Below are 26,047 nucleotides of genomic sequence, written 5' to 3' on the forward strand. Positions count from 1 at the left end.
CGCGCGAGCACCGCTACCGCTTCCGCCTGGCGGCCGCTCCCCGGGCGTAGCCGGCGCTGCGGCCACCGCCCCTCTTCCACCACCGAAACCCAAGCTGCGCGCCCGCACGCGCCGCTGCCGCTGCCGCCTCCTACACTGTCCCCATGCCGCCGCTGATCCCGCCCCCGCTGTCGCTGTACGTGCACCTGCCCTGGTGCGTGCGCAAATGCCCGTACTGCGATTTCAACTCGCATGCGGCCAAGGGCGCGCTGCCGTTCGACGACTACGTGGACGCGCTGATCCGCGACCTGGATCAGGACCTGCCGCTGGTCTGGGGCCGCACCGTGCAGACCGTGTTCTTCGGCGGCGGCACTCCCAGCCTGTTTCCGGCCGAAGCGATCGACCGCTTCCTGCAGGCGGCCAGCGCGCGCCTGCGCTTCGCGCCAAACCTGGAAATCACCCTGGAGACCAACCCGGGCACCGCCGAGCACGGCCGCTTCGACCGCTACCTGGCGGCCGGGGTCAACCGGCTCAGCTTCGGCATCCAGAGCTTCGACGACGCGGCGCTGCAGCGCCTGGGCCGGATCCACGACAGCGCCGACGCCGAGCGCGCGGTGAAGCTGGCGCAGGACGCCGGCTACGCCAACCTCAACCTGGACCTGATGTACGCGCTGCCGCAGCAGACCCTGGCCGGGGCGGAGGCCGACATCGCCCGCGCGCTGGCGCTGCAGCCGACCCACCTCAGCCACTACCAGCTGACCCTGGAGCCGAACACGGTGTTCGCCGCGCGCCCGCCGCAGGGCATCCCGGAGGACGACGACGCCTGGGACATGCAGGAGCGCTGCCAGGCGCTGCTGGCCGCGGCCGGCTACGCCCAGTACGAGGTCAGCGCCTATGCCCGCGACGGCTACCAGTGCGCGCACAACCTCAACTACTGGAAGTTCGGCGACTACCTGGGCATCGGCGCCGGCGCCCACGGCAAGATCAGCTCCGGCGCCGAGCAGAGCATCCTGCGCCGCTGGAAGACCAAGCATCCGCAGGCGTTCCTGGCCGCCGCCGGCACCCCGGCGGCGATCGGTGGCGACGAGTGGATCGCGGCCGAACGGCGCCCGTTCGAATACATGCTCAACGCGCTGCGCCTGAACCACGGCTTCGCGCTGCGCGACTTCGCCGCACGCACCGGCCTGGCGCCGGAGGCGATCGCGCCGGCGCTGGCGCAGGCGCAGGCGCGGGACTGGCTGCGGGTGGACGCCGGGTACGCCGTCCCCACCGAACTGGGGCGGCGCTTCACCAACGACGTGGTCGCCCTGTTCCTGGCCTGAAAACGCCTGGCCGCGGCACCCCGGCGTGGTTGCGCCGGCGGAAACGTGCTACATACCGGACCCGGAAAAGTAAACGGCGATCACAGGATGTCATTGTCTGCTACCCCGTCGGCCAGCCCGGCGACGCTCGCTGCGGCCGCCCTGCCCACGCGTGTGCGCGACATCCTGGACACGCTCAAGACCTTGCTGTGGCAGGCGCTGGACGCCCCGCTGCAAGCGACCCTGGCCGAGCTGGAGCGCGAGCTGTTCGACCAGGCCGAGCGTGCGCGCAACAGCCAGCTGCAACAGGACATCTACCAGGAACTGCAGGGCCTGCGTGCGCGCCGCGAGCGCTTCGCGCCGTTCTACAAGGCGCAGCTGGAAGCGGCGCTGGCCACGATCCGGCTGCCGCCCGACCCCAGCGGCCCGCGCCGGCAGGAAAAGGCCAACGCAGCGATGCAGATGCTGACCCTGGTCGCCGACGTGGACATCGACCGCGACATCGTGCTGCACGACATCGCCCGGCGCGAGGCCGCGCGCGCCAGCATCCCGCTGCAACTGCTCGGCCAGCGCTTTGGTGTGCTCGCCGCGCGGCCGGCGTTCGAGGCCGAGCACACCCCGCTCGGCCCGCACCTGCTGTGCCGGATCCTGCGCGAGGCCGGCGAGGAACTGCGGCTGGGGCTGGACGCGCAACTGACCCTGTACCGCGCCTTCGAGCGCCAGGTGCTGGCGCGCTACGGCGAGATCGTGGAGCGCGCCAACGTGTCGCTGACCCATGCCGGCGTGCTGCCCGGGCTGGTCTATTTGCCGTACGTGGCGCGTCCGCCGGCGGAACCGGCGGCCGGCGCACGCGGTGCGGCGCGGCCGTCCCCCGCCACGCGCCCGGCCACCGGATGGTCGGGGCAGGCGGCGCCGAGCGCTTGGTCCAGTCCGAGTTCCGGTGCAGCGGCCAGCGAGGCCCGGCCCGGCATGCCGGCGATGCCAGCCACACCAGGCCCGCCACCCGCAGCCGCAGCCGCAGCGCAGCAGCGCGCGTCCGGCGCCGCGGCGACGGCGGCCACCACCCCGGCGGCGGCGGCGACCGGCAGCGAACCGACCGACCTGGCCACGCTGCGCCAACTGCTGGCCGTCGCGCGCGACCGTGCGGCGGCAGCGGCGCCGGCCGACACTGCGCATGCCACATCGGCCGGCGGCCAGCCCGCCGCGACGACACCCGCCGCGGACGGCCCCGCGATGCCGGCCACGCCACGCACCACCGCGGCGACCGGCACGTCCGCGGCAGCCGCCAACGCCACTGCCCCCGCCGTGCCGACCGCTTCGCTGCTGCAGGCGCTGGGCGAGTTGCAGGCGCAGCCGCCCGCGCACAGCGCGCAGGCCGGACTGCGCGGCCGCCGCCAGGTGCGCGACGTCCAGGCCGCCTTGCTGGCCACGCTGCGCGCCGAGCATGGCGCGCAGGCCGCGCTGGCGCCGCAGGATGCCGACACCTTCGAACTGCTCGGCCTGCTCTACGCCGAGGTCGAGCGCGAAGTGCGCAGCGAAGCGCCCGCCGCCGCGCTGCTGGAACGCCTGCAGGTGCCGCTGGTGCGCGCCGCGCTGCAGGATCCCGCGTTCTTCGTGCGCCACCAGCATCCGGCGCGCGAACTGCTCAACGCGGTCGCCGAATCCGGCGCGACCTGGCTCGGCGAAGAAGACACCGATCCGCAACTGCTGTTGAAGCTGAACCAGACCGTGGACCGGGTGGTCGAAGACTACGAAGGCGACGAGAGCGTCTTCGAACAGGCCCACCAGGACATCCAAGCGCAGTACCGCGCGCTGGCGCACAAGGCCGAGATCGCCGAGCGCCGGCACATCGAGGCCGCACGCGGCAAGGAGCGGCTGGAGGTGGCCAAGCAGTTGGCCAATGCCACGCTGGACGACCTGTGCCGGACCTGGCAGCCGCCCAAGTTCGTGCAGGCGCTGCTGAAGCAGGCCTGGTCCGACGTACTGACCCTGACCCTGCTGCGCCAGGGCGAGGACTCGGAAGCGTGGCGCGAGCGCCAGCAGCTGACCCAGTGCATCGCCGAGGTCAGTTGTCGCGACAACGGTGGCGATCCCGATACCGGCCTGGCCGACGAGGTGCGCAGCGCCTTGTTGCAGGTGGGCTACCACCAGGACGAAGCCGCCGCGATCGCGCGGCGCCTGTCCACCCCGGGCGGCGGCGACGAACTGGTCTCGCGCACCGAACTCAGCGCCAGGCTCAAGTCGCGCACCCGCCTCGGCGACCAGGGCGAGGACGAGCGTCCGCTGCTGGCGCCGCGCAACGAGACCGAGCAGGCCGCGTACGCGCGCTTGCGCAGCCTGCCGTTCGGCACCTGGTTCGAGTTCGTCACCAATCAGCAGGGCGACCTGAAACGGCAGCGCCTGTCCTGGTACAGCCCGATCACCGATCGCGCGCTGTTCGTCAACCAGCGCGGGCACAAGACCGCCGAATACTCGCTGGACGCGCTGTCGCGGTTGCTGGCGCAGGGCCAGGCGCGGATCGTCACCGAAGACCGCGCGCGGCTGATCGACCGCGCCTGGCACGCCACCGTGCGCGCGCTGCGCACCCTGGCCGGCGCGCCTGCGCCCAACGCCCCCCTGGAGGACGCATGATCGCCGAAGCCCGCCGCTCGCCGCGCCGACAGGTCCCGGACATGGTGCCGGTGCTGGACATGATGGAAGACGCCGTGGTCGGCCGGCTCGGCAACGTGTCCGAGAGCGGCATGCTGCTGCTGGCGTCGGCCCCGCTGCACGACGACGCGCTGTACCAGTTGCGCTTCGCGATCCCGCAACTCGGCCGCGACACCCAGATCGACGTCGGCGTGCACCTGCTGTGGAGCGAACGTTCGCATGCGCCGGGCCAGTCCTGGGCCGGCTTCCGCTTCCTGACCATCTCGCCCGCGCACCGCGAACTGCTGCGGCAGTGGATCAAGGCGGGGCCGGCCGGGTAGCGCATTGGGCACCTGTCCGCATCGCCGGCGACATGGTGCGGAAGCAACACCGATGAGACAAGCAAAGCCGAGCGGTTGGCGGACGCTGGACTGAAGCCTACTCCACCACCAGTCCGTGGCCTGCTGCAGGCGCAGCTTGAACAGGTGCGCACTACGCACGAACGTGACGTCGTGGCACATGCCCGCCGCCGACCAACCTGGGGGAGCGACTCCCCACAAATCCCGATCGCGGCGCCACGCCCTCCTCGCTCCTGGAGCGGCGCTGGCGCCGATCGCGTTGGCAAGCGCCGCGACGTTTGCGGCAAACTGGGCGCCTGTCTTTCGCATCGCCGACCGAGCCTTCGCCATGATCCAGCACGACCCCAGCGCCCTGTATGCCGACCACCTGCGCACGCTGGCGCAACGCGCCGACACCGCGCTGGCGCGCGGCGGCTTCGACCATCTGCTCGTGCCCAGCGGCACCCTGCACTACCAGCTGTTCGACGACCGCGACTATCCGTACGCGGTGAACCCGCAGTTCAAGGCCTGGCTGCCGTTGACCCGGGTGCCGAACAGCTGGCTGGTGTACACGCCCGGGCGCCGCCCACAGGTGATCTTCCACCAGCCGCGCGACTACTGGCACGTGGTGCCGGCTGCGCCGAACGGCTGGTGGGTGGAGCATTGCGACATCCACGTCATCCGCAGCCCGGAAGAGGCGCTGGCGCTGCTGCCCGCGCCGGCGGCGCGCTGCGCGATCCTGGGCGAGGCGCAGAGCGCGCTGGGCGACTACGTGCCGAACAATCCCGACGCGGTGGTCCAGTACCTGGAGTACCACCGCGCCTACAAGACCGCCTACGAACTGGCGCTGATGCGCCAGGCGCAGCACCTGGCGGTGCGCGGCCACCGCGCCGCCGAAGCCGCGTTCCGCGACGGCCGCAGCGAGTTCGAGATCCACATGGCCTATTGCGGCGCGGTCGGCCAGGACGCCAACGACCTGCCGTACGGGAACATCATTGCGCTCAACGAGCACGGCGCGGTACTGCACTACACCGAACTGGAGCGGCAGGCGCCGGCGCAGCGGCGCAGCTTCCTGATCGATGCCGGCGCCTCCGCGCACGGCTACGCCAGCGACATCACCCGCAGCTACGCCGCCGACACCGGCAGCGAGTTCCAGGCGCTGATCGACGCGGTCGACGCCGCGCAACTCCGCATGGGCCAGGGCGTGCGCGCCGGCGTGGACTACAAGCAGCTGCACATCGACGCGCACCTGGCGCTGATGGGCGTGCTCAAGGACTTCGGGGTGATCACCGTGTCGCCGGAAGCCGCGCTGGCCACCGGCGTCAGTGCCGCGTTCTTCCCGCACGGGCTCGGCCACCCGATCGGCCTGCAGGTGCACGACGTGGCCGGCTTCGCCGCCAGCGACCGCGGCGGCCGCATCGAGCGCCCCGCCGGCCATCCCTACCTGCGCATGACCCGCGTGCTGGAACCGGGCATGGTGGTGACCATCGAACCGGGCGTGTACTTCATCGACATGCTGCTGGACGAAGCCAAACAGGCCGGCCACGCCGCCAGCATCGACTGGGCGCGCGTGGCGCAGTTCAAGCCCTACGGCGGCATCCGCATCGAGGACGAGGTGGCCTGCACCGACGGCGATCCGGAGAACCTGACCCGCCCGGCGTTCGCCGCGGCAGCCTGACCGCCACGCATGTTGTTCGTCGGGCAGCGCAAGCACGGCGAGACTGCCGGCCTTCCCTCGGGTTTCTGGGCAGCTGGCGGCACGGAGGCTCGTTGCCGCCAGCGCGCAATGAGCGTACCGCGGCTGCCTGCTGCGTCTACCGGCAAGCCCGCAGTACCCGCGAATGACGCCGGCCTATGAGCGGGGATGGCGGTATCCATGACGCCCAACGCTGTTCTATTTGCCCGCGCGAAGCGCAACGTGCCGGTGCTGGACTGATGCCGCGCGTGGAAGCGAACGCTTCGGCTATCCGACGACGGCCAGCGCAAGCCGATGCATGCACCAAGGAAAGGGCCGCTCGTAGCCGCTGATCGCATGTCCTTGCGGAGGGCGAGAAGACATCGCGGCACCGCCTACGACACGCGGCGCCAGCCGCCGCGGATCGCCCACCAGCCAACGGACCGCTGCTTCCCGATCGCGCGCCGCCAAGCGCACAGCTAAATTGACATACGCGACGTATGAAAATAACATACGCTGCGTATGTCAACTGGCCACCGCATGCCACGCCGCCGCTCCCGCACCGAAATGATCGAGGACACCCGCGCCAAGCTGCTGGCGGCGGCGCGGCGCGCGTTCGCCGCGCAAGGCTTCGCGCACACCTCGATGGACGACTTCACTGCCGAGGCAGGCCTGACCCGCGGCGCGCTCTACCACCACTTCAACGGCAAGGAAGGGCTGCTGACCGCGGTCATCGAACAGATCGAGGTCGAGGTCGGCGCACGCCTGCAGGCGGTGTCCGATGCGGCGCCCTCGCCGTGGGAGGGGTTTCGCCGCCGCTGCCGCACCTATCTGGAACTGGCGCTGGAGCCGGAGATCCGCCGCATCATCCTGCAGGACGCGCGCGCCGTGTTCGGCGACGTCCCGCCGGCCGCGCAGTCGGTAGGGATCGGCGCATTGCAGGCCTCGCTCGAGACCCTGATCGCCGCCGGCACGGTGGCGCCGCTGCATGCGGGAGTGATGGCGCGCATGCTCTACGGCGCCATCACCGAAGCCTCGTTCTGGATCGCCGAACCGGAGGGCGACCAGCAGGCGCGCCTGGCCGATGCGCTCGACGGCCTGGAACGGCTGCTCGGCAGCCTGCTCGCCCGCTGAACGATCGCATCCGCACGCTGCCAGGATTCCCCTCATGCAATGGCGCACCACCGCACACCGCTTCGGCTTCGTGGCCAAGCTGTTCCATTGGACCACCGCCGCCGCGTTCATCGGCGCCTACGTGGTCGTCTACTACGTCATCTGGTTCATGGACGACACCTCCGACGCGTCCTTGCCGGTGCTCAACCTCCACTGGGTGCTCGGCCTGCTGGTCGGCTTCCTGGTGCTGCCGCGGCTGCTGTGGCGGTGGCTGGACGTGCAGCCGGACGATCCGCCGGGATCGCCGCTGGAACACCGGCTCGCGCATGCGGCGCACTGGGGCCTGTACGCCCTGCTGATCGTCATGCCGCTGACCGGTTACGTGGGCACCGGTGCCGACACCGACGTCGGCCTATTCCGCGTCACCGGGTTCAACGACACCCGGCTGTTCGCGTGGATCAGCCAGCGCTTCGCGCTCAGCTGGGAAGCGTTCGAGGCGCCCATCGATGTCGTGCATCACTTCATCGGCAAATGGATCGCGTGGCTGGTGGTCGCGCTGCACGTCGCCGCAGCGCTGTTCCACCACTGGGTGCGCCGCGACGACGTGCTCGCGCGCATGCTGCCGTGGCGGACGGCGCGCGCTGCGCCTGCGTCCGCAGCGGTCGGCGAGAGCGGCACTCCGGCGCCCTGAGCAGCGACGTCCGGCTGCACGGATCACACGTCAGGCAGCAGGGCCGGTTTGCCCGCCGGCAGCGGCCAGCGCAGCAAGAAGGCGGTACTTCCCGTTGAGGCCGAGCACGCGCAGATCCTCGCGCGACGCGGCGCATTCAGCGCGCAGGCGTGAGCGCCGAAATGGTCCGCACCGACAGCGATCCCGAGAACATGACCCACGCGCTGTCGCTGCTGCGGCCTCACCGCCGAATCATTACTTGCCGGTCAACGCATAAGGGCCGCGATTGAAGCTCATGGGCACCGTGTCGTAGCGCCGCTGCCCCGCCGCAGCAGGATACGGCGCGGTCTTGAAATCTCGCGCCAACGCCTCGAGTCCGCGCGCCGCGCTCGGCGACGGCAATGCCTCGATCACCAGCGACGACTCGGGACGTCCGCCTTGCGGGTTGCCGCGGAGCAGGAACAGGGTCAACGCCGGGGTGACCGGCAGGTCCATCGGGCTATCGCGCACGGTCTTGCGCCGCTGGTTCTCGGCGCGTGGCGCAAGCCCGGCGCTCTCGCCCGTGTCCTGCGCGTGCAGCGCGTCGATCTGCGCGAACAGCATGCGGTCCAGCACCTTGCCCCGCTGCAGCCGAAGTTCGTTGAACCAGGCCAGGCCGATCGCGTTGCGGTCGCCCGACGGCATGGCGGCGTAGCACCGCTCCAGCAGATAGGCGTGATACGCGGTATCGCGATTGAGCTGGCTGGGCCGAAGCGTGCGGCCGCTGGCCTCGCGTTCGCGCGCCGTGAGCTCGCGATCCAGTGCGATCCAGGCCTGCGCCCACTGCATCGCCGGCTTGGCGTTGCCCGCGGACAGTTCCAGTTCCGCCAGCGAGGCGAGCGCCAGCAACGGACACCGTGTCATCCCGAGGCATGTTTCCAGCCAGTAGCGCGCGGTATCGTCGTCGCGCTGCACCAGATGCGCCGGATGGGCATCGCCATGGCGGTAGAGCACGCCGAGGTAGAAGGCCGAAGCGCCGTCGCCGTTGCGGGCCAGCGCCACCAACTGCGCCAACAGCTGCTCGCGGGCCGCAGGCACGGAGCGCACCGACAACAGCGTTTCCAGATCGGCCAGCGCCATGCTGGGAACGCCGGCCGCCACGCTGGCCGGCGCTGGCGCGGGCGCGGGCGCCGCATCGTGCGCCTGCGGCACCGCGCCCGCGCTGGCTGCAAGCCACAGCGCTGCCGCGAGCACTCCCGACATCATGTTCTTCAAGATCATCCCCCACCCCTCGTACCTGCACACTGTGCGCAGCGGACGACAAGCGCGCAAGCGACGTCAGCGCGCGGCCATCTCCGCCTCGATCTCCTCGGCGCTGCGCGCCAGCGCGGCGGTCAGCACGCGGTGGCCGTCGTCGGTGATCAGCACGTCGTCCTCGGTCCGGATGCCGATGCCGCGCCACTTCGCATCGACCTCCTTGTCGTCGGGCGAGACGTACAGGCCGGGCTCGATGGTGAACACCATGCCCGGCTCCAGCAGGCGCGATTCGCCGGCCAGCTTGTAGTCGCCGACGTCGTGCACGTCCAGGCCCAGCCAGTGCCCGGTCTTGTGCCGGTAGAAGCGCCGGTAGTCGCCGCTGGCCAGGTTCTGCTCCACGCTGCCCTTGAGCAGCCCCAGGCGCAGCAGGCCCTCGGTGAGGGTCTGCACCGCGGCCAGGTGTCCGGCCTCGTAGGCCACGCCCGGCCGCGCCTGCACCAGCGCCGCCGCGTGCGCGGCGCCGACCAGGTCGTGCAGCGCGCGCTGTTCGGCGCTGAAGCGGCCGCTCACCGGGAAGGTGCGGGTGATGTCGGCGGCATAGCCGCGGTACTCGGCGCCGGCGTCGATCAGCACCAGCTCGCCGTCGCGCAGGCGCGCGGCGTTGGCGCGGTAATGCAGCACGCAGGCGTTGGCGCCGGTGCCGACGATGCTGCCGTAGGCCGGCCAGGCATCGCCGGCACGAAATTCGCGCTCGATCTCCGCCTGCAACTGGTATTCGTGGACGCCCGCGCGCGCCAGCCGCATCGCCGCGCGATGCCCCTCCACGCTCAGGTCGGCGGCCACCTGCATCAGCGCGATCTCGTCGCGCGACTTGAACAGGCGCTGCTCGTGCAGCAGGTGGCCCAGCTCCAGGAACTCGTGCGGCGGCTGCGCGCCGTGCCGCACCTGTTCGCGCACGCGCTTGACCCAGCCGATCAGCTTGAGGTCGAAGTCGATGTCGCGGCCGAAGTGGTAGTACACCCGCGAACGGCCTTCCAGCAGCCCGGGCAGGATCTCGTCGAGGTCCTCGATCGGGTACGCATCGTCCATGCCGTAGCGCTCGACCGCGCCTTCCTGGCCGGCGCGCGGGCCGTCCCAGGCCTCGCGCTCGGGGTCGCGCTCGCGGCAGAACAGCAGCGCCTCGCCGTGCTTGCGGCCCGGCACCAGCACCAGCACCGCCTCCGGCTCGGGGAAGCCGCACAGGTACCAGAAATCCGAGTCCTGCCGGTACGGGTAGTGGGTGTCGTGGCTGCGCACCCGTTCCGGCGCGCTCGGCAGCACCAGGATGGCGTGCTCGCCGGCCATGTCCATCAGGTGTCTGCGCCGGCGCGCGTATTCGCCCGCGCCGATCCCGGTGAGTCGCTTCATCGCTCAGTTCAGGCGTTGCCGGTGGCGCGGGCCAAGCACGCAGTCGCTGTGCAGCAGCAAGGCCGCCACGCGCACGAATTCCTCGATCTCGGCCAGCGCGTCCTCGTCCTCGTCGGCGCTGTCGAAATCGTCGGTGCTGGCCTGCGCCAGCCGCGCCAGGTCCTGCAGCGCCTCCTCGCCTTCTTCGGACAACGGCGGCTTGGCGCCGGCGGCCAGCCCGAAGCCGCCGAGAAAGCCGCGGCACCAGTCGAACAGGCCGTCGGCGCGTTCGGACAACGGCGCGTCGGCGTCGGCCAGCACCAGGTCGAAGGCGAAATCACGGTCCTCTAGCTGCGCGACGGTGGCCTCGCGCAGCCGGTCCAGCGCATCGCCGGGGCGCGGCGTGGCGACGCCGGCATCGGCCAGCACCGCCGCCGGCCAGGCCGCCAGGTCGGCGCCGCCGCCGGCCAGCCAGCCGCACAACGCGCCGTGGAGTTCGGCCGCCGACGCGGCCAGGCCCAGCTGCTGGCTGGCTTGGTGGACGTCGTCGGCGGTGGGAAGTTCGGTCATGGACGCAAGGCCTGTTGGGCGCCGATCGCCGGAGCGGGGCGCAGCGGTGGATCGGGCCGCGCAGTGTAGCAATCCGCATGCGCCGCGCTGCTTGTGAAGGCTTCCGACCGGCGCCTACACTCCACCACCCTTTCCTGCTCGAAGCCCCTACCCGCCATGTCGATCGAGCACGTCGCTGCGGGAATCACGGGTCATGCCGGCATCGACTGGCGTTGGGGCTGGGCCGCCGCGGCGGCGATCCTGGCCGTGGCCACGGGAGTGGCGGTGCTGCAGGCCTTGCACTGGCGGCGGCGCATGCAGCAGCAACTGCAGCGCCAGCAGCAGTTGCAGCAGCGCGACCACCACCTGAAACTGGCGCTGTGGGCCTCCGGCGAGCACTTCTGGGACTACGACCTGCAGCAGCGCAAGCTGCGCCGGATGCGCGCCGACGAAGCGGCGCCGCACGCGCAGGAGATCACCATGGTGATCCGCGAGGACGACCCGCTGCGCATCCATCCCGACGACGTGCCGCAGGCCGAACGCGCGCTGCGCGAGCACCTGCAGGGGCTGACCCCGGTCTACGTGGCCGAGTACCGGGTGGACCTGGCCGGCGATGGCGTATGGCTGTGGGCGCGGGTGCGTGGCCGCGTGGTCGACTACGGCGCCGACGGCAAGCCGCGCCGGCTCGCCGGCACCGCGCGCGACATCACCTCGCACCGCCAGGCCGACCTGGAGCGGCGCATCGCCAGCGAAGTGCTGCGCAGCATGAGCGAAGCGGTCGCGGTGCTGGACGAGGAATCGCGCTTCATTTCGGTCAATCCGGCCTTCACCCGCATCACCGGCTACAGCGAGCGCGAAGTGCTGGGCCAGCCGATGGCGCTGCTCGACCACGCACCGGACGTGCCGGTCCCGGCCGCGTTCGAGCATGGCCGGCAGTGGCGCGGCGAAGCCTGGAAGCGGCGCAAGGACGGCCAGGAGATCCTCTGCCACGTGCGCCGCAACACCGTCGTCGACGCCGATGGCCGACACAGCTTCTACGTGGTGGTGCTGGAAGACATCACCGACCAGAAGCGCGCCGAGCAGGAACTGCGCTACCTGGCCAACTACGACACGCTGACCAGCCTGCCCAACCGCGCCTTGCTGTCCGAGCGGCTGGCGCGCGCGATCGTGCGGGCGCGGCGCCAGGGCAGTTCGGTGGCGGTGCTGTTCCTGGACCTGGACCGGTTCAAGGACATCAACGATTCGCTAGGCCATGCCATCGGCGACCGGGTGCTGCGTGCGGTCGCCGAACGCCTGCAGCAGGCGGTGGGCCCGCAGCACACGGTCGCGCGCCTGGCCGGCGACGAATTCACCGTGGTGGTGGAGGACGTCGCCGACCAGGCCCAGGCCGAGGCCGTCGCCGCGCGCGTGCTGACCGCGTTCGATCCGCCGCTGCAGTTGGACGACCGCCGCGAAGTGGCGATCTCCTCCTCGATCGGCATCTCGCTGTTCCCGCAGCACGCGCTGTTGCCCAGCGAACTGCTCAAGCACGCCGACACCGCGATGTACCAGGCCAAGGCCGCCGGCCGCCGCAACATCCAGGTGTACTCGGCGCGCATGGACGAGGCCACCCGCCACCGCGCCACGCTGGCCAGCACCCTGCGCAAGATCCCGCTCGACCAGGAACTGAAGCTGGTCTACCAGCCGCGCTATTCGCTGCGCGAGCAGCGCGTGGTCGGCGTGGAAGCGCTGCTGCGCTGGCACAGCGCCGATTTCGGCACGGTCTCGCCGAGCCAGTTCATTCCCCTGGCCGAGGAGACCGGGCTGATCCTGGAGATCGGAGAGTGGGTGCTGCGCCAGGCCTGCACTACCCTGCGCGGCTGGCGCGAGCTGGGCCTGACCGAGTTGTGCATGTCGGTCAACGTCTCGGCGATCCAGCTCGAGCGCGGCGACCTGCCGGCGCTGATGGCGCGAATCCTGGCCGAGACCGGGGTGCCGGCGAACAGGGTCGAACTGGAACTCACCGAAAGCGTGGTGATGTCGCAGGTCGGCAAGAACGCGGCCACCCTGCACGCCTGCCGCGCGCTGGGCCTGGCCCTGGCGATCGACGACTTCGGCACCGGCTATTCCTCGCTGGCCTACCTGAAGCGGCTGCCGATCAACACCCTGAAGATCGACCAGGAATTCATCGGCGACCTGACCCGCGACCCGGACGACGAGGCGATCACCAGCACCATCATCGCCATGGGCCACTCGCTGGCGCTGAAAGTGGTGGCCGAAGGCGTCGAGCTGCCCGGCCAGCTGGCGTTCCTGCGCGAGCACGGCTGCGACGAGATCCAGGGCCACCTGGTGGCGCCGGCGCTGGAGCCGGAGGTCTGCCTGCAGTTGCTGAGGCAGCCGTTGCTGCTGCCCGCCTGAGCGGCGGCCGTCGCGGCGCCGCGCGGCGTCTTGACCGCCGCTCGGGCGCATGCCTATCGTGGGCGCCATGGACACCCCCGACACCCTCGCCCAGCTACGCACCCTCGCCACACGCGTGGAAACGCTGGTCGAGCGCTGCCAGCGCCTGGCCGACGAGAACCGCAGCCTGCGCCAGCAGCAGGAGCAGCTGATCAGCGAGCGCTCGCAGCTGCTGACCAAGAACGAGCAGGCGCGCTCGCGGGTCGAGGCGATGATCACCCGGCTCAAGTCGTTGGAGCAGCACACGTGAGCGAACCGGTCAGCGTCCGCATCCTCGATCGCGAATACACCGTCGGCGTCGAGGCCGAGGAGCGCGACAGCCTGCTCGCCGCCGCGCGCCTGCTCGACGCGAAAATGCGCGAAGTGCGCGGCAGCAACCGCATGGCGGCGGTGGACCGGGTCGCGGTGCTGGCCGCGCTAAACCTGGCGCACGAACTGCAACAGCTGCGCGACGAGCAGACGCGGCGCGATCATGAGATGACGCGCACGCTGGCCGATCTCAATCGCCGCCTGGACGGCGTGGTCGATACGGCGCGCTGATCCGCGCATCGCATTTCGATCATCAACGTGAATTGCGCCGTACCGCGCGACCGACGAACGGACTAGCCAAGCGCGGCGACGGCGCTATACTTCGTTTGCGTTCTCTGCTGTGAACGACAGCGTGTGCAAACATTCGCCTTGTCCCTTAATTACGACCACGGGATGGCGACGGAATCGGGTGTGCAGGTCCGCCTCGTAGCGGGAAGCCCGATGGTTCCCCAGCTATCCCACTTGAACCCCGGGTTCAAGGTCGTTTCGCACGCATCGTCATGGCGGAGAATGCAATATCCCGGAAACGGCGCCGCAAGGCGCCGTTTCCTTTTGTGTGTCCGCGTGTTGTGTCCGCGTGCCGTGCGCATGCGCGTGGGTTCCGTCCATGCCGCACGCCGCCACGCCCCGACCAGCCGCCGCGCAAGCCTGGGATACTGTCGCCCCCACCCAGGAGACGCCGCATGCCCTCGCTCGCCCAGCTCGTCGACCGCTTCGACCCGCCCGCCGGGTTCGACGTCCCCGCCAGCTGGCGACAGGGACGTACCGCCTTCGGCGGCCTGTCCGCGGCGTTGGCGCTGCAGACCGCGTTGCGCACCGCGCCGTCCGCGCTGCCGCCGCTGAAGTCGGCGCACATCTGGTTCGTCGGCCCGACCGACGACGCCCTGCGCTTCGATGCGCGCCTGCTGCGCCAGGGCAAGTCCGCCACCTCGATCGCGGTCGACTGCCTAGCCGGCGAGCAGGTCGCGTTGCGCGCGGCGCTGCTGTTCGCGCAGCCGCGGCCCAGCGGCATCGCCCACGACTTCATGCCGGTGGCGCCGGCGGTGTGCGCACCCGACGCCGCCGCGCCGATCGCCGACAGCGCCGCCACCCCGGCGTTCGTCGCCAATTTCGAGATGCGCCTGGCCGGCGGCGCGCTGCCGGTGTCCGGCGCCGCCACTCCGGAACTGCTGGTGTGGGCGCGCCATCGCGACAGCGGCGGAGTGGACCCGGGCGTGGCCCTGGTCGCGCTCGGCGACTGCCTGCCGCCGGCGGCGATGGCCTGCTTCACCGAACCGGCACCGGTCAGTTCGATGGCCTGGACATTGGATTTCCCGCAGCCGGCAACCGCCGGCGACTGGTTCCTGCTGCGTTCGGCCAGCCGGCACGCCGCCGACGGCTACTCGCTGCAGGACATGCAGATCTGGGACCGGGCCGGGCGGCTGGTGCTGTCGGGCCGGCAGACGGTGGCGATCTACGCCTGACGCGCTTGCAGACGATGCCCCAGTAGCCAGTGCGCACCTGGGCACCGACAATGGCGCCCTCTCCTGCCGCGCTGCCCGATGACTTCCGACGACCGCGACCTCCTGCGCCAGCACTTGCGCGCGCGCCGCCGCGCGCTCCCCGCCGCCGCGCGCCTGGCCGCCGCCGACGCGCTGGCGCAGCGCCTGCTGGACTTGCCGTTCGCGCCGCAGCACGGCCACGTCGCCGGCTATTGGGCGCTGGACGGGGAGATCGCGCTGCACCGCTGGCAGCTGAGCCTGCCGCCTACGGTGCAGTACTGCCTGCCGGTGCTCAGCGGCAAGACCCTGCGCTTCGCGCCGTGGCGCCCGGGGCAGCCGCTGACCGCCAACCGCTACGGCATCCCCGAACCCGACGTCGCCGCCGAGGCGACCCTGGCGCCGGAGCAGATGGCGCTGGTGGTGGCGCCGCTGGTCGGCTTCGACGCCGGCGGCGGACGCCTGGGCATGGGAGGCGGCTGGTATGATCGCAGCTTCGCATTTCGCCAGCGGCACGCGCCTCCGCCCTGGCTGGTCGGCGCCGCCTTCGCCGTGCAGCAGGTCGCCGCGCTGCCCGTCGCCGCCTGGGACGTGGCGCTGGATGCGGTCTGCACCGACTCCCTCACCCTCCTGACCGCGACCGATTTCCCCGCATGACCGCACGCAAGCGCTACTGGCTGATGAAGTCCGAACCGGACGCCTTCTCGATCGACGACCTGCAGCGGGTCGGCACCGAACCCTGGAACGGGGTGCGCAACTACCAGGCGCGCAACTTCATGCGCGACGGCATGAAGCTCGGCGACGGCATCCTGTTCTACCACTCCAACTGCAAGGTACCGGGCATCGTCGGCACGGCCACGGTGGCCAGCGCGGCCTATCCGGACGTCACCCAGTTCGATCCCACCTCCGACTACCACGACCCCAAGGCCACCCGCGAACAGCCGCGCTGGTACCTGGTGGACGTGGCCTTCGAGCGCAAGCTCGCGCGCACCATCGCGCTGGACGAGATCAAGCAGCACGCCGACGCGCTCGGCGAAGGCTTTCCGCTGACCGCGCGCGGCAACCGCCTGTCGGTGTTCCCGGTCAGCGCCGCGCAGTGGAAGCTGTTGCTGGCGCTTGAGTAGCCGGGATTGGGGATTGGGCATTGGGGATTCGTCTCCTGCCCTGCCCGCCGGCCGCTTTTTCACGAATCCCGAATCCCCAATCCCGAGCCTCCAATGTCCGAAAGCAAACGCCTTGCCGCCGAGAAAGCCGTCGAATACGTCGAGGACGGCATGATCGTCGGCGTCGGCACCGGCTCCACCGTGGCCTACTTCATCGACGCGCTCGGCCGCATCGGCCACCGCATCAAGGGCGCGGTCTCCAGCTCCGAGCAGAGCACCGCGCGCCTGCGCCAGCACGGCATCGAGGTGCTGGAGCTGAACCACACCGGCAACCTGTCGCTGTACGTGGACGGCGCCGACGAGTGCGACCCGAACCGCTGTCTGATCAAGGGCGGCGGCGCCGCGCTGACCCGCGAGAAGATCATCGCCGAGGCCAGCGAGCGCTTCGTCTGCATCATCGACCCGAGCAAGCAGGTCCAGACGCTGGGCGCGTTCCCGCTGCCGATCGAAGTGATCCCGATGGCCCGCAGCCTGGTCGCCCGCGAGATCCTGGCGCGCACCGGCGGCCAGCCGGTGTGGCGCGACGGCGTGGTCACCGACAACGGCAACGTGGTGCTCGACGTGCACCACCTGCAGATCACCGACCCGGTGGCGCTGGAGCGCGAACTGAACCAGATCCCCGGCGTGGTCTGCGTCGGCCTGTTCGCGCGCCGCCCGGCCGACGTGGTGATCGTCGGCGGCGAACCGCCGCGCGTCCTGTAGGACGCGCGCGGGATTGGGGATTCGGGATTGGGGATTCGTAAAGGCCAGGATCTCTTCCCGACCTCCGGATCCGCTGTTGCGAATCCCCAATCCCGAATCCCCAATCCCGGCTCTCTTGACTCGCCACGCACCATGCAACAAGGTGCGCGCTGATCCCACTTCCCGGCACCGCCATGTCCCTGTTCCGCGCCCTGTCCGTCCTCGCCCTGCTGACCCTCAGCGGCTGCGCCAGCGCCGGCGGCACCTGGGTGGAACTGGCCGGGCATCGCTACCAGGTCGAGCTGGCCCAGGACGACGCGACCCGCGCGCGCGGGCTGATGTTCCGCGAGCAGATGGACGCCGACCACGGCATGCTGTTCATCCACGACCGCGAGGAGCCGCAGGCGTACTGGATGAAGAACACCAAGATCGCGCTGGACATCCTGTACTTCGACAACCAGCGCAAGCTGGTGGCGCAGCAGCGCGACGTGCCGCCGTGCTCGGCCGGCAACGCCTGCCCGCCCTATCCGAGCAATGCGCCGGCGCGCTACGTGCTGGAACTCAACGCCGGCCAGGCCGCGCAGATCAAGCTGCAGAACGGCGCCGAACTGAGCTTCGGCCCCGGCATCCCCAAGGCGCGCTGAACCGCGCCGGCGTGGGGAAAAGCGCCACCGTCGTGGCGCTGAACCCGACATCGCTGTCGGGAACTTCCGGACTTGATCGCGCCGCACTTTGCGGCCAGTCTTGGTCCATGGTGGACCGACTGACATTGCCGAGCTGGAATACCCTGGCCGCGCTGGACGACGACGCGCTGCCACTGATGGCCACCGCGCTGCTGATCGCCCGCGACGAGTATCCGGAGCTGGATGCCGAGCACTACGACACGCTGGCGCAGAACCACGCCGAGCACCTGCGCCACGAGGTGGCGATGATCGAACCGTGGCCGCTGAAGATGGCCGCGATCAATCGCCACCTGTTCGAAGAACTCGGCTACAGCGGCAACCACGACGAGTACTACGACCCGCGCAACAGCTACATGAACCAGGTGTTCGAGCGCCGCCTGGGCAATCCGATCTCGCTGGCGCTGGTGCAGATGGAAGTGGCGCGGCGGCTGGACATCCCGCTCGACGGCGTGTCCTTCCCCGGGCACTTCCTGGTGCGCCTGCCGGTGGACGACGGACTGCTGGTGATGGATCCGTTCAACGGCGGCCGCCCGCTGGCGGTGGAGGAACTGCGCGAACGCGCCCGTCCGCACCTGGGCGGCGAGACCCCGGACGACCGCGCGCTGCTGCAGATCCTCGACCCGGCACCGCACCGCGCGATCCTGACCCGGGTGCTGCGCAACCTGCACGGCGTCTACGCCGAACGCGACGAATGGGACCGCGCCGCGCGCAGCGCCGACCGCGTGCTCAAGCTGATGCCCGACCAGCCCGAAGCCCTGCGCGACCGCGGCCTGGCCTACCTGCAGATGGACTACGTCCCCGGCGCGCGCCGCGACCTGGGCCGCTACCTGCAACTGAACCCGGAAGCCAACGACGCGCTGCCGATCCGCGAACGCCTGGTGGAACTGAGCGCGCGGGCGCAGCGGATGCATTGAGGGCTGGGATTGGGGAGTCGGGATTGGGGATTCGCTAAAGCGGCCTCAGCGGTTACCCGGCGATTTGCTTCGCCTGTAGGAGTGGCTTTAGCTCCGGCGCATGCCAATGAATCAGGTCGGAGTTGAACCGCATCCCACAGGATGCGGCGAATCTGCAGCCATCGCCGAACCGGCTTTTGCGAATCCCCAATCCCGACTCCCCAATCCCGGCCTTCACTCCATCTCCACCATCTCGAAATCGTCCTTGGTCACGCCGCAATCCGGGCAGGTCCAGGTATCGGGCACGTCTTCCCAGCGGGTGCCGGGGGCGATGCCTTCTTCCGGCAAGCCGTCGATTTCCTTGTAGAGGAAGCCGCAGACGACGCACATCCAGGCGCGGTAGGTGGTGGCAGTGACGTCGCTCATCGGATAATCGCGGATCTGCAGGCTGGGCGGAGCGGCATTGTCCCACCCTCGCCTGCGCACCGGAAGGCTCCTCCATGAATGCATCACCGCCGCCCCGTGGCGTCTACCTGATCACGCCCGACGACGCCGACGGCGAACGCCTGCTGGCGCGCGTGGCGCCGCTGCTCGGTCACGGCCCGACCTGGCTGCAGTACCGCAACAAGCGCGCCGACGCGGCGCAGCGCCTGGCCCAGGCGACGGCGCTGCAGGCGTTGTGCGCGCAGGCCGGGGTGCCGCTGATCGTCAACGACGACGTCGACCTGGCGCTGGCGGTGGGCGCGGCCGGCGTGCATCTGGGCCAGGACGACGGCGATCTGGCCGCTGCGCGCGCGCGGCTGGGCCGCGATGCGCTGATCGGCGCGTCATGCTATGCGGACCTTGCGCTGGCCCGGGCCGCGGTCGCCGCCGGCGCCAGCTATGTCGCCTTCGGCGCGTTCTTCCCCAGCCTCAGCAAGGCCACCACCGCGCGGGCCACGCCGGCGCTGCTGACCGCCGCCGCGGACCTGGGCGTGCCGCGCGTGGCCATCGGCGGCTTGACCCCGGACAACTGCGGCCCGGCGATCGCCGCCGGCGCCGACCTGCTCGCGGTCATCAGCGGCGTCTGTTCGGCGCCCGACCCGCTCGCCGCGCTGCGGGCGTATCGCGCGTGCTTTGCGGACCTGCGCTAGCCGGTGTCCACGCAGGGCGGTGCCTGAAGGCGCGGCGACCTCATGCCATCGGTCCGGGCGCATCTGCCACGCACGGTGGGCGCACTTCTCGCGTCGGATCCGCGCCCGCTGCGCCGGCGGCCCTGCCGGTTCACTTCAGTTCGGCGATCGCGGCCGGGTCGGCCTGCGCCTGCACCCGCTCGAGCAGCCGCAGCAGGTTGCCGCCCCAGATGTTGGCGATCTGCCGTTCGCTGTAGCCGGCCTGCAGCAGGCGCTCGGTGATGCGCGGCAGTTGCGAGACGTCCTCCAGCCCGGCCACGCCGCCACCGCCGTCCCAGTCCGCGCCCAGGCCGACATGGTCGGGGCCGGCGACCTCGAGGATGTGCAGGATGTGCTTCATGTAGTCGTCGAAGGTGGCGCGCGCGACGCCGTATTTGGCGTCCAGCGCCTTGCGCTTGGCCATCACCTCGCGGTACTGCGCGGGCTTGATCGCCTGGCGTCCGCCGTAGCCGGCGAACAGCGCGCGCAGCTCCTCGCCATAGGCGGGATCGCGGTTGCCCGGGATCAGGTAGCCGGACAGCGAATTGACCTGGATCACGCCGCCCTTGGCCGCCAGCTTGCGGATGCGTGCGTCGTCGATGTTGCGCGGATGCGCATTGAGCTCGCCTGACGCGGTGTGCGACAGGATGATGGGGGCGGTGGACAGTTCCAGCAGCTGGTCGAACACCGCGTCGGAGGCGTGCGACTGGTCGAGCACGATGCCCAGGCGGTTGGCCTGCGCCACCAGCGCCCTGCCCTTCGGGCTGAGCCCGTGCCACTGCGGCCCCTTGCTGTCGGTGGAGGAATCGGCAAAGTCGTTGTTGCTGGTATGCACCAGCCCGAGCATGCGCACGCCGAGCCGGTAGTAGGCGCTCAGCAGCGTCGGATCGGCGGCCAGCGGCGAGGCGTTCTCGATGCTGATGTAGACCGAGCGCCTGCCGGCGGCCTTGATCCTGGCCGCATCCCCGGGCGCGGTGGCCAGTTCGAATTTGTCCGGGTGGGCGGCGACCATCTCGCGGATCTGCGCCAGGCGCTGCAGGCCGAAGTCGCGCGCCTGGCGGTTGCCCGCGTCGCTGCGTTCGCCCTGCGCGGTGTAGATCACCCAGAAGCCGCCGTCCAGGCCGCCTTCGAGCATGCGCGGATAGTCGACCTGGGTGCCGTCTTCGTCGTAGTGGTGGTGGTCGAGGATGTTCCAGCCGGGGCGCGCGAGATTGGCCGGCGTATCCAGGTGCGTGTCCAGCACCGGGAAGCGTGCGTGCAGCGCACGCGCGCGCGACAGCCCGTCGGCGGCCGGCAGGTCGCCGCAGCAGCAGGCCAGGCACAACAGCAGCAAAGGACGGAGTTTGGGCATCGGGTATCCGCTCGTACGCAGCGCGGGCATCGGCGGTCCGCGCCGGTGCCTTCGCCAGGGGGAAAAGGGTCCGGCCCGCTGCGCGGCGGGCCGGTGCGTGGATCAGAAGTCGTAGCTGAGCGTGACCCGGCCCGAGCGCGGCGCTTGATACGCCACCACCTGGTCCCACAGCGGGTTCGTGCTGTTGTCGGGAAGCTGCGAGAACGGATAGATGTTGGTCGCGGTCTGCTCGTTGGTCACGTTGAACACGTCCAATCGCAACGCCAGCTTGCCGCTGGCGAACGCAGGCTTGTAGGTCACGCCCAGGTCGAGCTGGGCGATCCAGCCCAGGCGCCCCTGCGAGCCCGGAGGCGACGGTTCGCCGGTGCCGGTTTCGGCGTTGTAGCAGAAGTGGTAAGGACCACCGGTGATCGCGCTGCCGCCATATCCGGCCGGATCCCTGCCGGGGTAGTTGTCGCCGTAGTAGTTGCCCAGGCAGTTGCGCGGCGCGCCCGAGATCAGGCTGAAATTGGCCGATGCGCCCCACTGCGGCGTGAACTGGTAGAAACCCAGCAGCTTCAGCTGATGGCGGTGATCGTTGGATTGATCGCCGTTGAAGTGCTCCATCAACGCCGCATGGTCCCAGCTCTGCGTGGTGGAGACCGAGGCCTGGCCCTGGTAGCTGCCCAGCGCGCCGCCGGTGCGCCACAGGTCCGAGCGCACCTGGCCTTCGGTGGTGCCGTAGCTGTGCGACCACACGTAGTTGGCCTTCGCATACCACTTGCCGTCGAACGGACGCTCCAGATTGAATTCCAGCGCCGAATAGTTGCGCTTGAACTCCGGGAAGCCCGCCGCCTGGCGGCTCACCGACACCTCATGGAACTGCCCGTCGGTGCCGATCACGCCCCAGGTGTTGGTCTGCCCGGGATTGATCAGCGCCGCGCCGGAGACTTTCGACCAGTCGATGGTGACGCCCTGCGCGGCGGCGGCCTCGATCAGCGCGGTGTTGGAGACGTCGTAGTTCTGGTCGTCGATACCGGCGTTCAGGCGGCGATGGGTGCCGCGGAACCCGAACACCCAGCCGCTCTCCAACTGCTTGGTGAAGCCCAGGATGATCTCGTCCTGGTTCTCGCCCTCGATGTCCTTGGCCACCGCCGTGCGCACGTCGGCGACGCGGCCGAAGCGCGAGTTGGCCGACACCGCAGAACCCAGCTGCTGGGCGAGGACCGGCGTGCCATCGGCATTGACGCCGCTGTAGGTGAAGTAGGTGTCGGTGTTGATCGCCGGCGTGAACAATCCGACCGGCGACAAAGGCAGGCCCAGATAGTAGCGGCCGACGCTGCCGAACACCTTCAGGCTGGAATCGCCGTTGACGTCCCAGCTGAAACCCAGCCGCGGCGCCCAGGCATCGTCGACATCGATGTAGGCGGCGCCGAACGGGGTGTAGTTGGTGAACTCGTCCTTGCGCAGCCCGAGGCTGAGCAGCAGGTTGTCCGTGACCTGCCATTTGTCTTCGATGTAGTACGCGCGCTGCTTGGCTTCGTAGGAATAGAGGCTGGTGTTGACGGTACGGATAACGTAATAGCCCTGCGCCCCGTAGACCGGATCCACCAGGCCCGGACTCGGCGCGCCGACGCCGCCGGCCTCGTTCGCCGACTGGCTCACCAGACCGCCGGTCTGCAGGCCGAGCGGATCGCTGGTCTGGCCGTACGTCCACGAATAGCCGGGGCCTGACAGGATCGACCCCACGTCCGTGCCCTTGGACTTCTGGTTGTCGATGCCGAAGTTGAGCGTGTGCTTGCCCACGCGCCATTCCAGGTTCAGCCGCTGGTTGTCCTTCTCGTATTCGCGGTCCGGCGAACTCACCGAGGTGACCAGCTGCCGGCCGACGATCGGCGCGCCGCCGACGTAGGCAGGGTTCTGCAGCGCGGCGCTGATGATCACCGGCCCGTTGCCGGCGTCGTAGTTGTAGGGGGTCAGCTCGTCCGGGGTCTTCATCTTGCCGTACAGCGCGGTCAGGGTGATGTTGTCGCCGAAGTAGCCGGTGTATTTTCCGGAGAACAGCGTCGGCCCGGTCTTCCACGTGGACTCGTCGGTGAGATAGCTGCCGCGCTCGCGATTGACGTAGTCGTAGCGGTAGATGGAGCCTTGGGTTTCGGCTTCGTCGCTGGCGCCGGTCACCTCCAGCAGGTGGTTGTCGGTGATGTACCAGTCCAGCTTGGCGTACCAGCGCTTCTGTTCGTAGTCGTAGTCGGTCAGGCCGCCGGTGCGGCCGTTGTCCGAATCGCGATTGGAGACCGTGCGCACGCCGTCGGAATCCACCTTCTCCGCGGCCAGGAAGAAGAACAGCTTGTCCTGGACGATGGGGCCGCCGATGTAGGCGCTGTACGTGGTCTGGCTGGCTTCGGCCTCGCTCTGCGGCTGGTACAGGCCGTTGGCCGAGCGTGCGTACCGGTAGGCGGCGTTGTTCACGCTGCTGCCTTGGCTGTCGGGACGCCAGTACAGATCGCGCTGGTTGGCCTTGAGGCCGTTCGGCTCCCAGATCACCGCCGCGCCGAACTTCCATTCGTTGCTGCCGCGCTTGCCGATCTGGTTGATCACCCCGCCGTTGGAGCGGCCGTACTGCGCGCCGTAGCCGCCGGTGAAGATTTCCTGCTGATCGATGGCGCCATACGGCAGGGTCAGCCCGCCCAGGCTGTTGCTGGCGGTGGTGGTATTGAAGCCGTTGAGATAATAGGCGTTCTCGCTGGCCGCCGATCCGCCGAAGCTGGGCAGCGAGCCGCCGAGCGGGCCGTTGTCGAAGCCGCCGCTGTTGACGACCACGCCAGGCGCCAACAGCGCGATGGCTTCGGCGGTGCGTCCCAACGGCAGCTGCTGCAGTTGTTCGGCGGTGATCACGGTGCGCGTGTCCACGCTGCTCACGTCGATGGGCGACAACCCCGACGCGTTCACGGTCACGCCTTCCAGGGTCTGCACACCGGCCGCAGAGAACGACACGTCGGTGCTCGCGCCGACGGTGATGCTGACGTTCTCGCGGGTCTGCACCACCGCACCGTCGCGTTTGACCGTCACCTTGTAGGTGCCCAGCGGCAGGTTGCCGGCCTGATAGCGGCCACGCGCGTCCACCGGCACCTCGCGACTGAACCCGCTGTTGTTCTCCACCAGCACGGTCTGGTTGGCGCCTTCGGCGACGCTGCCGGCAATGCTGCCGGTGGTGGACTGTGCAAAGGCGCCGCCGACGGCGGCGGTCAGCGCGAGCGCCAGGGCGCTCTTGCGGATCAATCGATTCATGCTCTCTCCCCGAAGATGTGAAAGTCGTTGACGGCCCAACGAGACCCAGCGCGACGCCGGGCGGCGATCCGTCCGGGCACTCTGAAAAAACCTGCCCGATGCATGGCCGATGCCGATTGGCGATCGGGTCGTGCGTCCCCTGGCCGCTTCGATACTAGGCAGCCCATCACGTCGCGGACCCACCCGCGACGGGTAGGTGCGCAGCCGGCGGGTAGGCGACATGGCACGTGCAGGCGGGAGCCGCGACAATAGGCGGCATCGCTCCGCGCCCGGCCCACTCGGCCCGGCCAGCATCGCCAAGGATCTTTCGCCCATGAACCATTCCCGCTCGCACGCCCTCTTCAGCCAGGCGCAGTCGCTGATCCCCGGCGGCGTCAATTCGCCGGTCCGCGCCTTCAAGTCGGTGGGCGGCGAACCGTTCTTCGTGCAGCGCGCCGACGGCCCCTACCTGTACGACGTGGACGGCAACCGCTACATCGACTACGTCGGCTCGTGGGGCCCGATGATCGCCGGGCACAACCACCCGGCGGTGCGCGAGGCGGTGCAGCGCGCGATCGGCGACGGCCTGTCGTTCGGCGCGCCCTGCGCGGCCGAGGTGACGATGGCCGAAACCATCACCCGGCTGGTGCCCTCGTGCGAAATGGTGCGCATGGTCAACTCCGGCACCGAGGCCACGCTGTCGGCCGTGCGCTTGGCGCGCGGCGCCACCGGGCGCAGCCGCATCGTCAAGTTCGAGGGCTGCTACCACGGCCACGGCGACTCGTTCCTGGTCAAGGCCGGCAGCGGCATGCTGACCCTGGGCGTGCCGACCTCGCCGGGCGTACCGGCGGGCCTGAGCGAACTCACCGCCACGCTGAGCTACAACGACGTCGAGGGCGCCACCGCGCTGTTCGACGAGATCGGCGGCGAGATCGCCGCAGTGATCATCGAGCCGGTGGTCGGCAACGCCAACTGCATCCCGCCGCGCGCAGGCTACCTGCAGCACCTGCGCGACCTGTGCACGCGCCACGGTGCGCTGCTGATCTTCGACGAGGTGATGACCGGTTTCCGGGTGGCGCTGGGCGGCGCGCAGGCGCACTACGGCGTGGTCCCGGACCTGACCACCTTCGGCAAGATCATCGGCGGCGGCATGCCGGTCGGCGCCTACGGCGGCCGCGCCGACCTGATGCGGCAGATCGCCCCTTCCGGGCCGATCTACCAGGCCGGCACGCTCAGCGGCAACCCGGTGGCGATGGCCGCCGGCCTGGCGATGCTGGAACTGGTGCAGGCGCCGGGCTTCCACCAGCGCCTGGACGCGGCCACCGCCGCGCTGTGCGCCGGGCTGGAGCAGGCCGCCGCGGCCGCCGGCGTGGCGGTCACCACCAACCAGGTCGGGGCGATGTTCGGCCTGTTCTTCACGACCGAGAAGGTGGAGACCTACGCCCAGGCCACCGCCTGCGACACCGCCGCATTCAACCGCTTCTTCCACGCCATGCTCGCGCGCGGCGTGTTCCTGGCGCCGTCGGCGTACGAGGCCGGCTTCCTGTCCAGCGCCCACGACGAGGCCGTGATCGAAGCGACGTTGGCCGCGGCGCGCGAGGCATTCGCCGTGGCCGCCTCCGGCTGAGCGAAAACCGAGCACCCGGTCGCGACTTTGCTTTTGTCGCGGCCGTGTCATAAGTTCGACATTCAAGGCCAACGGACGGCGTCAGGGCGGGGGCCCGTGGAATCACGCGGCACGCGAGCTTTCCGCGCTCTGCGCGGCAGGCCGGCACGTG

At 70.1% G+C, this 26,047-nt stretch carries 23 protein-coding genes and 1 other RNA gene; 18 read left to right on the plus strand and 6 right to left on the minus strand.

Going from position 1 to position 26,047, the window contains the following annotated elements:
- The first annotated feature begins 143 nt into the window (after positions 1-143).
- From hemW to NUG20_RS16970, 6 genes are all read left to right on the plus strand, one after another.
- The gene (gene hemW / locus NUG20_RS16945) at positions 144-1,301 is read left to right on the plus strand and encodes a radical SAM family heme chaperone HemW (RefSeq protein WP_263395592.1); all 1,158 of its coding nucleotides are present in this window, start codon (positions 144-146) and stop codon (positions 1,299-1,301) included.
- 87 nt (positions 1,302-1,388) lie between these two features.
- On the plus strand, positions 1,389-3,911 hold the full coding sequence (locus NUG20_RS16950; RefSeq protein ID WP_263395593.1) for a DUF1631 domain-containing protein: 2,523 nt from the start codon (positions 1,389-1,391) through the stop codon (positions 3,909-3,911).
- Entirely contained in the window at positions 3,908-4,249 is a 342-nt protein-coding gene (locus tag NUG20_RS16955) for a PilZ domain-containing protein (RefSeq protein WP_263395594.1), read from the plus strand. The genes NUG20_RS16950 and NUG20_RS16955 overlap by 4 nt, the downstream gene beginning before the upstream one ends.
- 346 nt (positions 4,250-4,595) lie before the next feature.
- Entirely contained in the window at positions 4,596-5,924 is a 1,329-nt protein-coding gene (gene pepQ / locus NUG20_RS16960; RefSeq protein ID WP_263395595.1) for a Xaa-Pro dipeptidase, read from the plus strand.
- 537 nt (positions 5,925-6,461) lie between these two features.
- Entirely contained in the window at positions 6,462-7,055 is a 594-nt protein-coding gene (locus NUG20_RS16965; protein ID WP_263395596.1) for a TetR/AcrR family transcriptional regulator, read from the plus strand.
- A gap of 34 nt (positions 7,056-7,089) precedes the next feature.
- Complete coding sequence (locus tag NUG20_RS16970; protein WP_263395597.1) at positions 7,090-7,725, plus strand: cytochrome b; 636 nt, start codon at positions 7,090-7,092, stop codon at positions 7,723-7,725.
- A 234-nt stretch (positions 7,726-7,959) separates the two neighbouring features.
- On the opposite strand, the gene NUG20_RS16975 is transcribed toward NUG20_RS16970, so the two are convergent.
- From NUG20_RS16975 to NUG20_RS16985, 3 genes are read right to left on the minus strand one after another with little or no spacing between them, the layout of a single operon-like run.
- Positions 7,960-8,964: a hypothetical protein gene (locus tag NUG20_RS16975; RefSeq protein ID WP_263395598.1), complete on the minus strand. Its 1,005-nt coding sequence runs from the start codon at positions 8,962-8,964 to the stop codon at positions 7,960-7,962.
- A gap of 57 nt (positions 8,965-9,021) precedes the next feature.
- Positions 9,022-10,347, minus strand: a complete 1,326-nt coding sequence (locus tag NUG20_RS16980; RefSeq protein WP_263395599.1) for an aminopeptidase P N-terminal domain-containing protein — start codon at positions 10,345-10,347, stop codon at positions 9,022-9,024.
- A gap of 3 nt (positions 10,348-10,350) precedes the next feature.
- Entirely contained in the window at positions 10,351-10,896 is a 546-nt protein-coding gene (locus NUG20_RS16985; RefSeq protein ID WP_263395600.1) for a YecA/YgfB family protein, read from the minus strand.
- 156 nt (positions 10,897-11,052) lie between these two features.
- On the opposite strand from NUG20_RS16985, the gene NUG20_RS16990 reads away from it, so the two are divergent.
- From NUG20_RS16990 to NUG20_RS17035, 10 genes are all read left to right on the plus strand, one after another.
- The gene (locus NUG20_RS16990) at positions 11,053-13,272 is read left to right on the plus strand and encodes a putative bifunctional diguanylate cyclase/phosphodiesterase (RefSeq protein ID WP_263395601.1); all 2,220 of its coding nucleotides are present in this window, start codon (positions 11,053-11,055) and stop codon (positions 13,270-13,272) included.
- A 67-nt stretch (positions 13,273-13,339) separates the two neighbouring features.
- Positions 13,340-13,561, plus strand: coding sequence for a TIGR02449 family protein (locus NUG20_RS16995; RefSeq protein ID WP_263395602.1), 222 nt, complete (start codon positions 13,340-13,342; stop codon positions 13,559-13,561).
- Complete coding sequence (locus NUG20_RS17000; protein WP_263395603.1) at positions 13,558-13,851, plus strand: cell division protein ZapA; 294 nt, start codon at positions 13,558-13,560, stop codon at positions 13,849-13,851. The genes NUG20_RS16995 and NUG20_RS17000 overlap by 4 nt, the downstream gene beginning before the upstream one ends.
- Before the next feature lie 98 nt (positions 13,852-13,949).
- A non-coding RNA gene (ssrS, locus tag NUG20_RS17005) (6S RNA) lies at positions 13,950-14,134 on the plus strand.
- A 169-nt stretch (positions 14,135-14,303) separates the two neighbouring features.
- Positions 14,304-15,083 carry an acyl-CoA thioesterase gene (locus NUG20_RS17010; protein WP_263395604.1) on the plus strand — a complete coding sequence of 260 codons (780 nt, stop codon included), beginning with the start codon at positions 14,304-14,306 and terminating at the stop codon, positions 15,081-15,083.
- Positions 15,084-15,161: 78 nt separating this feature from the next.
- A complete protein-coding gene (locus NUG20_RS17015; RefSeq protein WP_263395605.1) occupies positions 15,162-15,755 on the plus strand; it encodes a 5-formyltetrahydrofolate cyclo-ligase in 594 nt (197 codons plus the stop codon).
- Positions 15,752-16,222: an EVE domain-containing protein gene (locus tag NUG20_RS17020; protein WP_263395606.1), complete on the plus strand. Its 471-nt coding sequence runs from the start codon at positions 15,752-15,754 to the stop codon at positions 16,220-16,222. The genes NUG20_RS17015 and NUG20_RS17020 overlap by 4 nt, the downstream gene beginning before the upstream one ends.
- Before the next feature lie 93 nt (positions 16,223-16,315).
- The gene (gene rpiA / locus NUG20_RS17025) at positions 16,316-16,963 is read left to right on the plus strand and encodes a ribose-5-phosphate isomerase RpiA (protein WP_263395607.1); all 648 of its coding nucleotides are present in this window, start codon (positions 16,316-16,318) and stop codon (positions 16,961-16,963) included.
- A 173-nt stretch (positions 16,964-17,136) separates the two neighbouring features.
- A complete protein-coding gene (locus NUG20_RS17030) occupies positions 17,137-17,586 on the plus strand; it encodes a DUF192 domain-containing protein (protein WP_263395608.1) in 450 nt (149 codons plus the stop codon).
- A gap of 107 nt (positions 17,587-17,693) precedes the next feature.
- Positions 17,694-18,539, plus strand: coding sequence for a SirB1 family protein (locus tag NUG20_RS17035; protein ID WP_263395609.1), 846 nt, complete (start codon positions 17,694-17,696; stop codon positions 18,537-18,539).
- A gap of 213 nt (positions 18,540-18,752) precedes the next feature.
- Here NUG20_RS17035 and NUG20_RS17040 read toward each other — a convergent pair whose 3' ends face one another.
- Positions 18,753-19,028, minus strand: coding sequence for a rubredoxin (locus tag NUG20_RS17040; protein WP_263395610.1), 276 nt, complete (start codon positions 19,026-19,028; stop codon positions 18,753-18,755).
- Between NUG20_RS17040 and thiE the strand changes: the two genes are divergently transcribed.
- Positions 19,019-19,651, plus strand: coding sequence for a thiamine phosphate synthase (gene thiE, locus NUG20_RS17045; protein ID WP_263395611.1), 633 nt, complete (start codon positions 19,019-19,021; stop codon positions 19,649-19,651). The genes NUG20_RS17040 and thiE overlap by 10 nt on opposite strands.
- A gap of 130 nt (positions 19,652-19,781) precedes the next feature.
- On the opposite strand, the gene NUG20_RS17050 is transcribed toward thiE, so the two are convergent.
- Positions 19,782-21,020, minus strand: a complete 1,239-nt coding sequence (locus tag NUG20_RS17050; protein WP_263395612.1) for a dipeptidase — start codon at positions 21,018-21,020, stop codon at positions 19,782-19,784.
- A 102-nt stretch (positions 21,021-21,122) separates the two neighbouring features.
- Positions 21,123-24,290: a TonB-dependent receptor gene (locus tag NUG20_RS17055; RefSeq protein WP_263395613.1), complete on the minus strand. Its 3,168-nt coding sequence runs from the start codon at positions 24,288-24,290 to the stop codon at positions 21,123-21,125.
- A 313-nt stretch (positions 24,291-24,603) separates the two neighbouring features.
- On the opposite strand from NUG20_RS17055, the gene hemL reads away from it, so the two are divergent.
- Entirely contained in the window at positions 24,604-25,896 is a 1,293-nt protein-coding gene (gene hemL, locus NUG20_RS17060; protein WP_263395614.1) for a glutamate-1-semialdehyde 2,1-aminomutase, read from the plus strand.
- Positions 25,897-26,047 lie beyond the last annotated feature (151 nt).

The organism is Xanthomonas sp. CFBP 8443 (genome assembly GCF_025666195.1).
GTDB lineage: Bacteria > Pseudomonadota > Gammaproteobacteria > Xanthomonadales > Xanthomonadaceae > Xanthomonas_A.

Coding starts and splice junctions, on each gene's coding strand:
- pepQ (WP_263395595.1), top strand. CDS start 4,596: ATGATCCAGCACGACCCCAGCGCCCTGTATGCCGACCACCTGCGCACG.
- NUG20_RS16950 (WP_263395593.1), top strand. CDS start 1,389: ATGTCATTGTCTGCTACCCCGTCGGCCAGCCCGGCGACGCTCGCTGCG.
- NUG20_RS17015 (WP_263395605.1), top strand. CDS start 15,162: ATGACTTCCGACGACCGCGACCTCCTGCGCCAGCACTTGCGCGCGCGC.
- hemL (WP_263395614.1), top strand. CDS start 24,604: ATGAACCATTCCCGCTCGCACGCCCTCTTCAGCCAGGCGCAGTCGCTG.
- NUG20_RS16965 (WP_263395596.1), top strand. CDS start 6,462: ATGCCACGCCGCCGCTCCCGCACCGAAATGATCGAGGACACCCGCGCC.
- NUG20_RS17010 (WP_263395604.1), top strand. CDS start 14,304: ATGCCCTCGCTCGCCCAGCTCGTCGACCGCTTCGACCCGCCCGCCGGG.
- NUG20_RS16995 (WP_263395602.1), top strand. CDS start 13,340: ATGGACACCCCCGACACCCTCGCCCAGCTACGCACCCTCGCCACACGC.
- NUG20_RS16980 (WP_263395599.1), bottom strand. CDS start 10,347: ATGAAGCGACTCACCGGGATCGGCGCGGGCGAATACGCGCGCCGGCGC.
- NUG20_RS16975 (WP_263395598.1), bottom strand. CDS start 8,964: ATGATCTTGAAGAACATGATGTCGGGAGTGCTCGCGGCAGCGCTGTGG.
- NUG20_RS16955 (WP_263395594.1), top strand. CDS start 3,908: ATGATCGCCGAAGCCCGCCGCTCGCCGCGCCGACAGGTCCCGGACATG.
- NUG20_RS16970 (WP_263395597.1), top strand. CDS start 7,090: ATGCAATGGCGCACCACCGCACACCGCTTCGGCTTCGTGGCCAAGCTG.
- rpiA (WP_263395607.1), top strand. CDS start 16,316: ATGTCCGAAAGCAAACGCCTTGCCGCCGAGAAAGCCGTCGAATACGTC.
- thiE (WP_263395611.1), top strand. CDS start 19,019: ATGAATGCATCACCGCCGCCCCGTGGCGTCTACCTGATCACGCCCGAC.
- NUG20_RS17030 (WP_263395608.1), top strand. CDS start 17,137: ATGTCCCTGTTCCGCGCCCTGTCCGTCCTCGCCCTGCTGACCCTCAGC.
- NUG20_RS16990 (WP_263395601.1), top strand. CDS start 11,053: ATGTCGATCGAGCACGTCGCTGCGGGAATCACGGGTCATGCCGGCATC.
- NUG20_RS17055 (WP_263395613.1), bottom strand. CDS start 24,290: ATGAATCGATTGATCCGCAAGAGCGCCCTGGCGCTCGCGCTGACCGCC.
- NUG20_RS17040 (WP_263395610.1), bottom strand. CDS start 19,028: ATGCATTCATGGAGGAGCCTTCCGGTGCGCAGGCGAGGGTGGGACAAT.
- NUG20_RS17020 (WP_263395606.1), top strand. CDS start 15,752: ATGACCGCACGCAAGCGCTACTGGCTGATGAAGTCCGAACCGGACGCC.
- NUG20_RS17050 (WP_263395612.1), bottom strand. CDS start 21,020: ATGCCCAAACTCCGTCCTTTGCTGCTGTTGTGCCTGGCCTGCTGCTGC.
- NUG20_RS16985 (WP_263395600.1), bottom strand. CDS start 10,896: ATGACCGAACTTCCCACCGCCGACGACGTCCACCAAGCCAGCCAGCAG.
- NUG20_RS17035 (WP_263395609.1), top strand. CDS start 17,694: ATGGTGGACCGACTGACATTGCCGAGCTGGAATACCCTGGCCGCGCTG.
- hemW (WP_263395592.1), top strand. CDS start 144: ATGCCGCCGCTGATCCCGCCCCCGCTGTCGCTGTACGTGCACCTGCCC.